Annotated in this window: 11 protein-coding genes; 7 read left to right on the top strand and 4 right to left on the bottom strand. The window is 71.1% G+C overall.

Translation table 11 applies throughout. From position 1 onward, the window contains the following. Positions 1 to 23: 23 nt before the first annotated feature. Both ACIBVN_RS38435 and ACIBVN_RS38430 read left to right on the top strand, forming a co-directional pair. Complete coding sequence (locus ACIBVN_RS38435) at positions 24 to 1,463, top strand: hypothetical protein (RefSeq protein ID WP_397145125.1); 1,440 nt, start codon at positions 24 to 26, stop codon at positions 1,461 to 1,463. Next, positions 1,460 to 2,737, top strand: coding sequence for an AAA family ATPase (locus ACIBVN_RS38430; protein WP_397145123.1), 1,278 nt, complete (start codon positions 1,460 to 1,462; stop codon positions 2,735 to 2,737). Before ACIBVN_RS38435 ends, ACIBVN_RS38430 begins: the two co-directional genes overlap by 4 nt. A gap of 16 nt (positions 2,738 to 2,753) precedes the next feature. Here the strand turns inward: ACIBVN_RS38430 and ACIBVN_RS38425 are convergent, their stop codons facing one another. Further along, positions 2,754 to 3,686: a GNAT family N-acetyltransferase gene (locus ACIBVN_RS38425; protein ID WP_397145121.1), complete on the bottom strand. Its 933-nt coding sequence runs from the start codon at positions 3,684 to 3,686 to the stop codon at positions 2,754 to 2,756. A gap of 43 nt (positions 3,687 to 3,729) precedes the next feature. Further along, the gene (locus ACIBVN_RS38420; protein ID WP_397145119.1) at positions 3,730 to 5,301 is read right to left on the bottom strand and encodes an MDR family MFS transporter; all 1,572 of its coding nucleotides are present in this window, start codon (positions 5,299 to 5,301) and stop codon (positions 3,730 to 3,732) included. 99 nt (positions 5,302 to 5,400) lie between these two features. On the opposite strand from ACIBVN_RS38420, the gene ACIBVN_RS38415 reads away from it, so the two are divergent. Both ACIBVN_RS38415 and ACIBVN_RS38410 read left to right on the top strand, forming a co-directional pair. Continuing rightward, positions 5,401 to 5,946 (top strand): TetR/AcrR family transcriptional regulator, encoded by a 546-nt coding sequence (locus ACIBVN_RS38415; protein WP_397145117.1) that lies wholly within the window; start codon positions 5,401 to 5,403, stop codon positions 5,944 to 5,946. Between the two features lie 92 nt (positions 5,947 to 6,038). Then, positions 6,039 to 6,482, top strand: coding sequence for an ATP-binding protein (locus ACIBVN_RS38410; RefSeq protein WP_397145115.1), 444 nt, complete (start codon positions 6,039 to 6,041; stop codon positions 6,480 to 6,482). A 154-nt stretch (positions 6,483 to 6,636) separates the two neighbouring features. Here ACIBVN_RS38410 and ACIBVN_RS38405 read toward each other — a convergent pair whose 3' ends face one another. Both ACIBVN_RS38405 and ACIBVN_RS38400 read right to left on the bottom strand, forming a co-directional pair. Further along, entirely contained in the window at positions 6,637 to 6,993 is a 357-nt protein-coding gene (locus ACIBVN_RS38405) for a hypothetical protein (RefSeq protein WP_397145113.1), read from the bottom strand. A 58-nt stretch (positions 6,994 to 7,051) separates the two neighbouring features. Continuing rightward, positions 7,052 to 8,014 (bottom strand): Ppx/GppA family phosphatase, encoded by a 963-nt coding sequence (locus ACIBVN_RS38400; RefSeq protein ID WP_397145111.1) that lies wholly within the window; start codon positions 8,012 to 8,014, stop codon positions 7,052 to 7,054. A gap of 291 nt (positions 8,015 to 8,305) precedes the next feature. On the opposite strand from ACIBVN_RS38400, the gene ACIBVN_RS38395 reads away from it, so the two are divergent. The 3 genes from ACIBVN_RS38395 (at position 8,306) to ACIBVN_RS38385 (ending at position 13,213) form a co-directional block, all read left to right on the top strand. Further along, entirely contained in the window at positions 8,306 to 9,121 is an 816-nt protein-coding gene (locus tag ACIBVN_RS38395) for a formylglycine-generating enzyme family protein (RefSeq protein ID WP_397145241.1), read from the top strand. 4 nt (positions 9,122 to 9,125) lie between these two features. Beyond that, positions 9,126 to 10,256 (top strand): UDP-N-acetylglucosamine--N-acetylmuramyl-(pentapeptide) pyrophosphoryl-undecaprenol N-acetylglucosamine transferase, encoded by a 1,131-nt coding sequence (locus tag ACIBVN_RS38390; RefSeq protein WP_397145109.1) that lies wholly within the window; start codon positions 9,126 to 9,128, stop codon positions 10,254 to 10,256. A gap of 233 nt (positions 10,257 to 10,489) precedes the next feature. Further along, positions 10,490 to 13,213 carry a SpoIIE family protein phosphatase gene (locus tag ACIBVN_RS38385; RefSeq protein WP_397145107.1) on the top strand — a complete coding sequence of 908 codons (2,724 nt, stop codon included), beginning with the start codon at positions 10,490 to 10,492 and terminating at the stop codon, positions 13,211 to 13,213.

Here is a 13,213-nt window from a genome sequence, read left to right as displayed (position 1 = left end):
TTCGCCCGCCGGAGGTTCGTGACGTGAGCCTGCTGACCTCGCTCGCGCGGCTGCGGGCCCTGGACGAGGGCATCGCGCAGCCCGTCGCGACCGTCAGGCACTGCCATCTGTCGGACCGGCCGATGGTGTTCATCCCGCTCAAGCTGTCCGGCGAGGCCGCCGCTCCCCTGGCCGCCATGCTCGGCACCGACCGAGAACGCCCGCACCTGCTCGTGGTGCCCCAGCCGCGCAACCGCGACCTGCGCTTCGCCTGGGCCGCCGAGCTGGCCGGGGTGCTGCTGCCGTACATCGAGAGCTTCCTGGCCGACACCGAGACGGTGGAGCGCAAGAACGCCGACCCCTACGAGCGGGCGCTGGACGCGCCGCAGCTCATCGTCCCGAACCCGGGCGGGGTCGCCTTCACCAGGCTGCTCGGCCGCTCGACCCGCTTTCGCCGCGCCGACGGCCCGTATCCGGTGCCGGAGGTGGTGCCGCTGCTGGGGCGGTGGCTGACCTACTTCGGGGAGCGGGCGGCGTACCCGGGCTCGTCGCTGATGACGGCGGCGACCGAGGAGCTGGCGCGGCACTGGGCGAGCGGGCAGAGCTCCCTGGAGGACGCCAACCTGGCCGCGTTGCTCGCCTGGATCACCACGGGGCCGAGCGACGAGGCGGAGGACCCGCTGATCTGGCCGCCCGCCGGGCCCGCGACCGATCCGGGGTTCGACGCGGAGGTGCTGGCGCCGGCGATCGAGAACGGGTCGCCCGAGCGGATCATCGAGGCGCTGCGGACCCAGCTGGAGCCCACGTGGCGGCTCATGTGGCAGGCGATCGACCTGCTCTCCGGGCTGCCCGAGGGGGCCGGCGTGGCTCAGCGGTGGGAGCAGGACCGGGGCTCGTTCAGCGGCATGGCGGCGCACATCGCCGAGGGGGCGGCGCCGCAGCCCCGGCGCGACGGGGCGGTCGCCGCCGCGGCCAAGCTGGCCCGCATGGAACGCGCCCAGGCCGCCTACGACGTGCAGCGCGCGTACGACGACCCCCTGGTCATGGCCGAGTACCGGCTCACCGGGGAGGCGTTCGCGGGCGAGGTCGTCGAGACCGTCCCCGACAACACCGAGGGCGAGGGCCGCTCGCGCAAGCTCCGCCCGCTGGTGGTGATCAAAACCGACGATCCGGTACGCCTCGCGCCCGGCACCTCCCTGGGCACCCCGCAACGCCGCAACCAGGGCGCCGAGCTGGTGGAGGCCGGCGACGGCCTGGTCACCCTGAAGATCACCAAAGGCATGGGCAGGGGCAAGACGGCGGCGCCGGGAGCCGTGCCCGAGGTCGGGGAGCACGTCTGCTACACCTCGCTGACGGACGACTTCCAGGGCTCCCCGAACCTCCCCGACGCCGAGGCCACGCCGTGGACACACGGCGGGCCCCCCCAAGACAACGCTGCGGAGTACGTGCCCGACGACGAGGACGCGCAGGAGGACTGGTCGTGACCGACAGCCCGGAGCAGGTCATCAGGAACGTCCTCGCCGACCTGCCCCGGCACCGCGGCGTGGTGGTCGACTCGCCGCCGGGGGCGGGCAAGTCCACGCTGGTGGTACGGGCGGCGGCGCACATCGCGGCGACCGGCGAGCCCCTGATGATCGTCGCGCAGACGAACGAGCAGGTCGACGACCTCGTGACCCGCATCTCCGACAAGCACCCCCACCTGACCGTGGGGCGGCTGTCGGCCGGCGGCTACGTGCCGCCGCTGCGGCTGCTGGAGCTGCCCGGCGTCCGGGTCGGCACCCGGATCCAGGATCTGGGCGATCCGGACATCGTCATCGCCACCGCGGACAAGTGGGCCTGGATCGGCGACCGGGTGTGGCCGTGGGCGATCGTGGACGAGGCGTACCAGATGCGCTCGGACAAGCTGCTGCGGATCGCGGGGCTGTTCGAGCGGGCGCTGTTCGTGGGCGACCCCGGGCAGCTCGACCCGTTCTCGATCGTGGACGGTGACCGGTGGTCGGGGCTGTCGTGGGATCCGCTGCAGAGCGCGGTGTCGGTCCTCCTGCGGCACAACCCGGACCTGCCGGTGCACCGGCTGCCGGTCTCGTGGCGGCTGCCCGCGTCGGCGGCGCCGGTGGTGTCGCAGGCGTTCTACCCGTTCACCGGGTTCCGGTCCGGGACCGGTTTCGAGGATCGGCGGCTGGAGCTGATGACCGGCGGCATGGGGACCGTGCACGACCGGGCCCTGGAGGAGGCGGCACGGTCCGGCTGGGCGCTGCTGGAGCTGCCCAACCGGCACACGGTCCGTACGGACGGGGAGGCGGTGCAGGCGGTGGCCCTGCTGGCGGCCCGGCTGCTGCAGCGGGGCGCCGTGGCCTCCTCCGAGCAGGGCGAGCGCCCGGTGACGCCGGACCGCATCGCCGTCGGCGCCGCCCACCGCGACCAGGTCGCCGCGATCCGGGCCGCCGGGGTGCCCGCGGAGATCACCGTGGACACGGCCAACCGGCTGCAGGGACGCGAGTACGACGTGACCATCGTCCTGCACCCGCTGTCGGGGCGGCGCGACGCCACGGCCTTCCACCTGGAGTCGGGGCGGCTGTGCGTCCTGGCGTCCCGGCACCGGCACGCCTGCGTGGTGGTGGCGCGGGCGGGGATCGCGGAGCTCCTGGACGCCCACCCGTCGGCGGAGCCGGTGCAGCTGGGCGTGCCGGTCAAGTTCCCGGACGGCTGGGAGGCCAACCAGTCGGTCCTGGACCACCTGTCGCGCCACCGAGTCTGACGCCACGCGGGGCGGGTCAGAGGCGGCGGCGCCAGACGTCGATGACGAGGACCGGGCGCATGCCCGCCGACTCGTACAACCCCAGTGCGGGGGTCGTGTTGTTGGAGTCGACGTGCAGGATCGTGCCCTTGCGGCCCCGCGCGGCGTCGGCGGCGAAGGCGTGGCGCAGGAGGAAGCGGCCGAGGCCCCTCCCCCGGAACTCCGGCAGGACCGCCAGGGTGGCCACGTAGCCGCAGTCCTCGTCGGGGACGAACTGGTTGTTGCCGATCAGCACCCCGGCGGGGCGGCCGTCCAGGCGGGCGAGCGTGAGCTGGGACCAGTCGTTGGCCGACTGCGCCTGCCGGCGCGCGTGCCAGGAGTCGTAGTCGACCGCCACGAACCCGAAGTGCTCGGCGAAGCCCTCCTGGTGCACTCTGTGCGCCTCGCGCCGCGCCTGCTCGCCCTCCCCCGTGTGCAGCGTCACCCCGTCAGGCGGTACGGGCGGAGCCACGGGACCGGAGTGATCGATGCGCATGCGGTGGAAGCTGGTGCCCGGCTCGAAGCCGAGCTCCTTGGCCAGCGCCTGCTTGGCCTCGTCGGCGCGGTAGACGTCGAGGTCGACGGTGACGCGGTCGTGGCCGCGCTCGGCCCCCAGTTCGCGGGCCCTGCCGATCACCAGCCGCCCCAGCTCGCCCGCCAGGCCGTCCGCCCCAGGGCGTACGATCACCTGGACGTTCACGAGGTCGCCGTCGCCGATGCGGTGCGCCCAGGCCCAGCCCGCGAGGCGGCCGTCGGCGTCGCGGGCCAGCCAGCCGTCCTTGTCGCGGTCGAAGCCGGGCTCTACCAGCTCGTCGGCGACGTCGTCGAGCGTCACGTCGGGGGCGCCGATCACCGCGGTGTCGCAGGCGGCGATGAGCTCGTGGATGGCCGGGGCGTCTTCCACGCGCGGGCGGCTGAGGGTGTGCTGCATAGCGGACATTGTTCAAAAAACGCCCGCCGCTTGCCTCCTGTTTTCAGCCGGCCGCCGGGGTGACGGCCTTGTCGTCCGCGGCGGCCACGGGGCCGCCACCGCGCAGCGGGATCTCCTTGACGAACGCCGCCACCACCGGCACGACGACCGCGAAGGCGATGGCCCACCAGAAGACGCCGGAGATCGAGGTCGCCAGCGACTCCAGCAGCCCGGTGCGCATCTGCGCGGGCATGTGCGCGACCGCCCCGGGGTCCATCCGGCCGCCGCTCTTGGCCATGCGCTCGGCCGCCTGCTCGCCGAACCTGCCGGTCAGCTCCGACAGGAAGTGGTTGTTGAAGATCGCCCCGAACAGCGAGACGCCGAACGAGCCACCGATCGACCGGAAGAACGTGGTCGCGCTGCTGGAGACGCCCAGGTCCTTCTGCTCGACGCTGTTCTGCGCGATGAGCATCGTGGTCTGCATCAGGAAGCCCATGCCGAGGCCGAGCACGGCGATGTAGACGCCGGTCTCCCAGACGGACGTGGTGACGTCCATCGTGGACAGCAGCCACATGCCCACAGTCATGCCGATGCCGCCGAGCACCGGGTAGATCTTGTACTTGCCGGTCGCGGTGATGGCCTTGCCCACGTACAGCGACACGACCATCGCGGCGGCCATCATCGGCAGCATGAGCAGGCCGGAGTTGGTGGCCGTGGCGCCCTGCACCATCTGCTGGAACAGCGGCAGGAAGTTGATCGCGCCGAACATCGCGAAGCCCAGCAGGAAGCCGATGATCGAGATGAGCGTGAAGTTGCGGTTACGGAAGAGCTGCAGCGGCATGATCGGCTCGACGGCCTTGCGCTCCACCGCCACGAAGGCGACCAGGGTGACCACGGCGAGCGCGGCCAGGCTGAGGATCTGCCAGGAGCCCCACGTGTACTCGTTGCCGCCCCAGGTCGTGATGAGCACCATCGCGGTGATGCTGATCGACAGCAGGATCGCGCCCGCCCAGTCGATGCGCACCTTGTTGTGCAGCTTGGGCAGGTGCAGCCGGAGCATGATGACGCCCAGCGCGATCGCGCCGATCGGCAGGTTCACGTAGAAGGCCCAGCGCCAGTCGCGGTAGTCGGTGATGAAGCCGCCGACCAGCGGGCCCGCGATCATCGCCAGCGACATGACGCCGGCCATGATGCCCTGGTACTGGCCGCGCTCGCGGGGCGGCACCAGGTCGCCGATGATGGCCATGACGTTCACGATCAGGCCGCCCGCGCCGAGCCCCTGGATAGCGCGGAACGCGATCAGCTGACCCATGCCGCCGTCCGGCCCGCCGAGCAGCGACGAGCCCGCCATGCCGCACAGCGCCGAGCCGATGAGGAAGATGACGATCGAGATGATGAAGATGGTCTTGCGCCCGTACAGGTCGCCGATCTTGCCCCAGATCGGCGTCGAGACGGTCGTGCCCAGCACGTACGCCGTGACGACCCAGGACAGATGAGTCAGACCGCCGAGCTCGCCGACGATGCGCGGCATGGCCGTGCCCACGATCATGTTGTCCAGCATCGCCAGGACCATCGCTAACATGAGCCCCGGCAGGACGACCATCACCTCGCGGCGCCGTCCGGCTGCCTCCGCCACCACACAACCCCCAAGTTCCAGACTTGCTTACTTGCCGCCCGGCAAGCATAAAATAAGGTAGTAACTTACTTGCCGGCCGTCAAGTCGAAAAGGTGTGAAGTGCGGGAAGACACGCGAAGCCGGATCCAGGAGATCGCGCTCAGGCTGTTCACCGAGCAGGGCTACGAGGCGACCTCGCTGCGGGAGATCGCCGAGGAGCTCGGGGTGACCAAGGCCGCCCTGTACTACCACTTCAAGACGAAGGACGACATCGTGGCGAGCCTCGTCAACGCCCGGCTGGCCGAGCTGGATGAGCTGCTCGCGTGGTTCAAGGGCCGCCCGAAGACCCCGCAGACGCGGCGCGAGCTGGTCGAACGCTACGCCGAGCTGCTCAGGGGCACCCGGCACATCGGGGTGGCCAGGTTCCTGGAGCGCAACCAGACCGCGCTGCGCGACCATCCGACGCTCATCAAGATCCGCGAGCGGATGATGGATCTGTCTGCCGAGATGAGTGAGCCCGGCGCCACGCCCGTCGAGCGCATCAGCCACTCGATGGCGCTGTTCGCCCTGCACGCGGGCAAGTGGCTGCTGAAGGAGGGCGAGCTCTCCGACGACGAGATCCACAAGGCGACGCTGGAGGTGGCCAGGCGCCTGCTGGAGCCATGACATTTGAGGCTTCGAACGTCTAGAGGGACGATTGACTCATTCGATCGAGGGCAGGGGGCTCCCACGCATCCAATCGGGAGGAGGAGTCGGCGGTGGAGGCCACGATAGCGCTCCGGCTGCCCAGGGATGCGGCGAGCGTCCCGCTTACCAGGCAGATGCTGGACGGCACGCTGCGATCGCTCGGCGTCGACCCGCAAGTGCGCGATGACATCGAGCTCATGCTGACCGAGGCGTGCTCGAACGTGATCAGGCACGCGGAGCCGAGCGACGACTACACGGTCAGCGCGACTGTTCATGATCATCTGTGCATCATCAAGGTTATCGACGCCGGCAACGGGTTCGCCCCCGGCAAGGACCCGAACAAGATCGTCACCCCTGAGCCCGGCGCCGAGCACGGACGCGGGCTGCAGATCATGCGCGCGCTCGCCGATGACATCCGCTTCGTCAACAGGCACGAGCACGGGGCGGTGGTCTGCCTGGAAAAGCGGCTGCGGTACGCCCCTGGGGCAGCTGGCCAGCACCTCATGGCCACGTGAAACGGCCCATGTGACAACCAGCCGTAACAACCAACTGCAACGGTCACAGTGGCGTGAAGCACAGCGCGGGAAAACGGCGCCGCGGAAGTAGCGCCCTGCCGAGCAGCACCGCGGAAAGCGCGGCCGTGCGGAAGCGCGGCCGCGCAGGGTGCGTTCAGAGGTTCGGCTGCCGCTCCACCGGGCGGTGCGCGTGGAGCCTCGAACGCCGCGGGTCCCCGCCGCTCGGGCGTTCCCTGGGCTGGGCGCCGCCCAGCGGGAAGCGGCGGCGCGTGCGGGGCATGCTCCCGCTCAGCTCCGCCCGCAGCCGGGCGGGCACCCCGCTCCCGCTCAGCTTCAGCGTCAACCTCGGCCGGCGCCCGGTCAGCCGCCGCCACAGTGCGCGCCAGTCGGCCATCGAGCCGGCCAGCACGGCGAAGCCGACGAGGGCGAGCACCGAGATGGCCAGCACGGCCAGGACGATGAGCAGGAGCGCGGTCATCAGGGAGCCGATCGTGCCGATCACTTCCAACATCTGGCGGAAAGTGCCCGCCGACCAGCCCTTTATGCCACTTCTTTAAGATATATCGGCCTTACTCTGGCGTACCCCCGTTGAGCTGGTCGAGCCGTCCAGGCAGGAGGTCGAACCTGCGCAGTATCACTCCCTCGCGCAGCGCCCACGGGCACACCTCGAGCCGGTCCACCTCGAACAGGTCCATGGCCGCGTCGGCGACCAGCGCCCCGGCTGCCAGCTGCGCCGCGCGCCCCTCGGACACGCCGGCCAGCTGGGCCCGCTCGGCGGAGCTCATCGTGGTCAGCTTGACCGCCCAGTCGGCCATGTCCTCCCGGGACAACGAGCGCGAGATGTACGGGCCATCGCTCGAGGGCGCCGCGCCGGCGATCCTGGCGAGCTGCTTGAACGTCTTGGACGTGGCCACCGCGCGGTCGGGCTCGCCATACCTGGCGACGTCGCCGACCGTGCGGGCGATCTCGGTGCGTACGTGCCTGCGCAGCGTGCGCACCTCCTCGGGAGACGGCGGGTCGGCGGTGAACCAGTCGCGCGTCAGCCGCCCGGCGCCCAACGGCAGCGAGACGGCCACGTCGGGCTCCTCGTTCACCCCCGCGGCGATCTCCAGCGAGCCGCCCCCTATGTCGAAGGCCAGCAGCCGCCCCGACGACCACCCGAACCACCGCCGCACGGCCAGGAACGTCAGCCTGGCCTCGTCGCGCCCGGACAGCACCGCGATGTGCACGCCGCTGCGCTCCTCGACCTGCGCGAGCACCTCCTCGCCGTTGGCCGCCTCGCGCACGGCGGAGGTGGCGAAGGCCAGCAGGTCCTCCACCCCCTTGTCCTCCGCCATGTGTACGGCCTCCTCGACGAAGTCGGCGAGCCGCTCGATGCCCTCGTCGGCCAGCCGGTTGTCCTCGTCCAGGTATTCCGTGAGCCGCAGCCCCTCCTTGTGGGAGTAGGCCGGCATGGGCCGGGCGCCCCTGTGGGCGTCGACGACCAGTAAATGGACGGTGTTCGAGCCGATGTCCAGCACGCCGAGTCGCATGGGAAAACGCTACCGGTCTGCGGCTTTGACAGCGAAGCGGAGTCCACGGTGTCCGGGTGGGCGTGGTGGGGCTCGGCGGGACCGGGCGGTGTGGTCGGTGTCAGCGGGCGGGGCGGCCGGCTGGGGCGGCCGGGTGATCGTGGACAGGGCTCAGGGGCTACCCTTCCTTGGTGTTGTGACATGTTTGGGGGATCCTTGAGCGCTTGCTGTGGCCCGAGCAGAGACGGTGCCGCCGCGGAGCCGTACCGGCAGCCTGCCGGGGTCGACGTGCGGCGGGCGGTGCCGCGCGGGATGGTGCGCATACCGGGCGGGACGTTCCTCATGGGCGGCGACGACCCGGACGGGCGGCCCGAGGACGGCGAGGGGCCGGTGCGGGAGGTGCGGCTGGAGCCGTTCATGATCGATCCGGCGTGCGTGACGAATGCCCAGTTCGCCACGTTCGTCAAGGAGACCGGATATGTCACGGAGGCGGAGCGGATCGGCTGGTCGTTCGTGTTCCGCCAGTTCGCCGCGCGCGGGGTGATGGACGCCACCGTGCCGGGCGCGCCCTGGTGGGTGGGGGTCGAGGGCGCCACGTGGCGCTCGCCGGAGGGTCCGGAGTCGTCGGCAGGCGACCGGCAGAACCATCCCGTCGTGCACGTGTCCTGGAACGACGCCACCGCGTACGCCACGTGGGCGGGCAAGCGGCTGCCCACGGAGGCGGAGTGGGAGATGGCGGCCCGCGGCGGCCTGGAGCGCAAGCGCTACCCGTGGGGCGACGAGCTGGCGCCCAAGGGGCGGCAGCGGTGCAACATCTGGCAGGGCGCCTTCCCGGCCGCGCCGAGCAAGGGGACGGTGCCGGTGAAATCGTTCCAGCCCAACGGGTACGGCCTCTACAACGTCTCCGGCAACGTGTGGGAGTGGACGGCCGACTGGTGGGGCACGGAGTGGGAGCCGTTCGCCGACAACCCGGCCGGTCCCGCCAAGGGCACGGCGAAGGTGATCCGCGGCGGCTCGTACATGTGCCACGACTCCTACTGCAACCGCTACCGCGTGGCCGCGCGCACCTCCAACACGCCTGACTCCGCCACCGGGCACACGGGTTTCCGCTGTGCGGCCCTAGTCTGATCGCATGTCACGAACCCTGCGACTGTTGATCACCGGCGGCGGCACCGGTGGTCACACCTATCCGGCTCTGACCACGCTGGCGGCCGTTCAGCGACGTCAGGTGCCGCACGACGTGCTCTGGGTGGGCACGGCCAACGGCCTGGAGGCGCGGATCACGGCCGAGCACGGCATCCCGTTCAAGGCGATCACGACGGGAAAGCTGCGGCGCCGCCCGAATCTCAAGGAGCTGGGCACCAACATCGCCGACGTGTTCCGCATCCCGATCGGGGTGCTGCAGGCGGTGGGGCACGCGGCCCGCTACCTGCCCGATGTGGTGCTGTCGACCGGAGGGTACGTGGCGGTGCCCATCGGGGTGGCGGCCAAGCTGATCCGCCGCCCTTTGGTGATGCACGAGCAGACGACCGTGGTCGGCCTGGCCAACCGGATCCTGGCCAGGCTGGCGACCAGGATCGCGCTGTCGCACGAGTCGTCGCTGGAATACTTGCCGGCCTCCGCGCGCTCGAAGGCCGTGGTGACGGGCAACCCGATCAGGCCGGAGCTGCTGCAGGGCAACAGGGCGGCGGCGTATGACCTGTTCGGGCTGACGTTCGAGGTGCCGCTGATCTACGTGACGGGCGGCGCGCAGGGCAGCAAGCAGATCAACACCTTGATCGCGGAGGTTCTCCCGCGACTGCTGGCGCACGCGCAGATCGTGCACCAGTGCGGGCCCGCGTGGATCGACCAGATGCGGGCCGTGGAGCTGCCTGCCGACCTGGCCGAGCGCTACCATCCGGTGCCCTATGTCGGCGGGGAGCTGGCCGACCTGTTCGCCGCGGCCGACGTGGTGATCGCCCGCAGCGGGGCCGGGACGGTGTCCGAGCTGACGGCCGTCGGCAAGCCCGCCGTGCTCATTCCGCTGATCCCGACCGGTGGTGACGAGCAGCGCAAGAACGCCGCGTACCTGGCCTCGGCGGGGGCGGCGCGGGCCCTGCTGGAGCCGCGTCCGTCTGCCGAGCAGCTGCTGTCCGAGCTGATGCCGCTGCTCGCCGACCCGGAGCTGCGCCAGACGATGGGCCAGGCGGCGGCCAAGCTGGGCCGCGTGGACGCGGCCGACGCGCTGTGCGACCTCCTTCTGGAGACCGCCCGCCCCGCCTGACGCGCCCTGGGCTTCGCGCGGCGCTCATCGGAATCTTCACGTGTGTGCGCGGATTGCGGTCGCACGAGAGGAGCAATGAAGGGGTGTTTGGGTAGTTATACTGGAGTATCTCCCTAAATATCCAGATTCCTCCCGGGTTGGCGCGGCAGACGCGCGCCAGGACCCGGGCTCCGCAGGATCGTGCTCAACCCTGAAGGAGACCTTGGTGACGAGGTGAAGGGCAGGGGGTGGGGATGGGCGAACGGCGTGCGCCAGGTCTGCGGATCAGGGGGGCGGACCACGTTTCCGAGAAGCGGGGACGGCTCCTGGCGCTGGCCGGTGACGATCTGCGTGGCATCGAGCTCCTGCGGTTCGCGATCCAGCAGGCAGTCGCCGAACTGGCCGGCCTGGGCGGGATGGTGCACCTTGGCAGCCCCGGCTTCGGCGGCGGACTGCGCCTGGCGGTGACCAGCGGGCTCCCTCCGGCCTTCACCCAGGCGTGGGAGCGCGTCGACGGCAACGGCCCGCTCGCCCCGGCGCGCGCCTTCCGGGAAGGTGCGTTCGTACAGGCCTCTCTGGCGAGCATCGGCCACGGGATGCCCGAACATGGCGCGATGGCCAACGGGCCGCCCGACGGGGCCGAAGCCGGATCCTGGCCGGTCGGCACGGCGATCGCGGCCGTCCCGCTGCTCGGCCGCGGCGGACCGGTCGGGGCACTGTCGGTCGTGACGGTCTCCTCGCGCAAGCCGTCGGCGGGGCAACGGGCCTTTCTCGACACCCTGGGCCGGTGGGCCGGCGAGCGTCTGGGCAGGTCCACGGCACCGCCGCCCGATCCGGCTCTCACGGAGTGGGAGGAACAGCCCACAGGCCCGCAGGACCTGCAGGCGGTCGGCACGTGGGACTGGGACATCCGGACCGGTGACATCGTCTGGAACGACGCGATGCCCACGGTGCTCGGTCTCGATCCGGACACCGTCGACGGCCGGATCGACACCTGGATGGGCACCATCCACCCCGACGATCTGCCCTGGGTGCTGTCCGACATGGATGAGGCGATCTACACCGGGAGGATGCACAGCACCGAGTACCGGGTGTGCCGCCAGGACGGGACGATCGGCTGGGTACGGGTCCGCGGCCAACTGGTGCTCGACGACAACGGCGAACCGGCACGCATGGTCGGCACTCTGTGGGACGTCTCCAGAACCCATGACGTCCTCGAGACGATCATCGCGCCGCAGACGCGTAACGCCGAGAGCGCTTCCGCGGAGCGGGCCTCCCATATCAGGCGGCTGGCCGGTGCGCTGGCCGAGGCGGTCACCGTACGCGACGTCGTGGCCGCCTCCGCCGATCACATCCTGCCGTCGTTCGGCGCCTCGGGGCTGATGCTCTCCTTCCTGGAGGGCGACCACCTGCGGCCGGTCGGGTTCACCGGGTACCCCAAGGAGTTCATCGACCGGATAGCCCGCATGCCGGCCTCCTGGGGGCTCCCGATGACAGGGGTCCTCCGGGAGCGCACCCCGATGTTCATCAGCTCGTCCGAGGAGTACATCGAGCGCTACCCCGCGACGGCCGACATCCCGGCGGCGGGCGGCAAGCAGGCGTGGGCCATCCTCCCGCTGGTCGCCTCGGGACGCCCGGTGGGCAGCTGCGTCGTCTCCTTCACCGACCGGCACCAGTTCACCGGCGTGGAGCGCAACCTGCTCACCACGCTCAGCGGGCTGATCGCCCAGGCCATGGAACGCGCGCGCCTGTACGACAGGGAGCACACGCGGGCCCGGGAGCTGCAGCGCGAGCTGCTCCCCCGCGAGCTGCCCACTCTGCCCGCGGTCACGCCCGCGGCGCGCTATCTTCCCGCGAGCAAGGACATGGAGGTCGGCGGCGACTGGTACGACATCATCTCGCTGTCGGCGGACCGGGTCGCCATCGTCATCGGCGACGTCATGGGGCACGGCGTGGCCGAGGCGGTCACCATGGCCCGCCTGCGCACCGCGGTGCGCACCCTGGCCGACCTGGAGCTGTCCCCCGACGAGCTGCTCTCCCACCTCAACGACCTGGTCAGCGAGCTCGGCGACGACTTCTACGCCACCTGCCTTTACCTGGTCTACGACGCCACCAACCGCTCCTGCGCCCTGGCCCGCGCCGGCCATCCCCCGCCCGCCGTGGTCCACCCCGACCGCACCGTCCACTTCCCCGACGCCGACCCCAACTCTCCCCTCGGCGCCGCCACCCCGCCCTTCGACACCGTGGAGATGGAACTGCCCGAAGGCAGCCTGCTGGTGCTCTACACCGACGGACTGGTCGAATCCTCCACCATGGACATCGACCAGGGCATGGCCGAGCTCGCCAGGGCGCTGCGCGGCACGATCTCCGGAGCTGTGGCCGGACACCGGGATCACGCCGCCCAGCCGGACGCGACGGGGCTCCACTGCGCCGAATGCCTCGAATCCCTGTGCGACCACCTCACCGCCACCCTGCTGCCCAGCAGGCAGCGGACGACCGACGACGCCGCGCTGCTGGTCGTCCGCACCCACGCGCTGCCGAGCGAGGACATGGCCTGCTGGCCGCTGCCCGATCACCCCCGGGCCGCGGGCGAGGCCCGCGAGCACGTCCGCGCCCAGTTGCGCGCGTGGGACCTGGACGACCTGTCGATGACCACCGAGCTGCTGGCCAGTGAACTGGTCGGCAACGTCGTCCGCCACGCCAAGGGCCCCATCCACCTGCGCCTCCTGCGCAGCAACGTGCTCACCTGCGAAGTCTCCGACGGCAGCCCCACCACACCCCGCATCCGCCGCGCCGCCGACACCGACGAGGGCGGGCGCGGGCTGCAGTTGGTCGCCGCGATCTCCCGTCGCTGGGGCACCCGCTTCACCGCCAACGGCAAATGCATCTGGACCGAACAGCCCTTGATGCCCGAATCAACCACCCTGCTCCCCGAGCAGGTCGGCCTGGATCTGTACGACCTGCTGGACGACGAGTGA

The sequence above is a fragment of the Nonomuraea sp. NPDC049400 genome (assembly GCF_044466425.1).
Classification (GTDB): Bacteria; Actinomycetota; Actinomycetes; order Streptosporangiales; family Streptosporangiaceae; genus Nonomuraea.
Note: the sequence above shows the minus strand (reverse complement) of the source record. Positions and strands in the feature narration are given on the sequence as shown.

What these genes read in the sequence shown, in the direction of transcription:
- ACIBVN_RS38425 (WP_397145121.1), bottom strand. Translation starts at nt 3,686, where the DNA reads ATGCAGCACACCCTCAGCCGCCCGCGCGTGGAAGACGCCCCGGCCATC.
- ACIBVN_RS38405 (WP_397145113.1), bottom strand. Translation starts at nt 6,993, where the DNA reads ATGTTGGAAGTGATCGGCACGATCGGCTCCCTGATGACCGCGCTCCTG.
- ACIBVN_RS38400 (WP_397145111.1), bottom strand. Translation starts at nt 8,014, where the DNA reads ATGCGACTCGGCGTGCTGGACATCGGCTCGAACACCGTCCATTTACTG.
- ACIBVN_RS38395 (WP_397145241.1), top strand. Translation starts at nt 8,306, where the DNA reads ATGGTGCGCATACCGGGCGGGACGTTCCTCATGGGCGGCGACGACCCG.
- ACIBVN_RS38390 (WP_397145109.1), top strand. Translation starts at nt 9,126, where the DNA reads ATGTCACGAACCCTGCGACTGTTGATCACCGGCGGCGGCACCGGTGGT.
- ACIBVN_RS38385 (WP_397145107.1), top strand. Translation starts at nt 10,490, where the DNA reads ATGGGCGAACGGCGTGCGCCAGGTCTGCGGATCAGGGGGGCGGACCAC.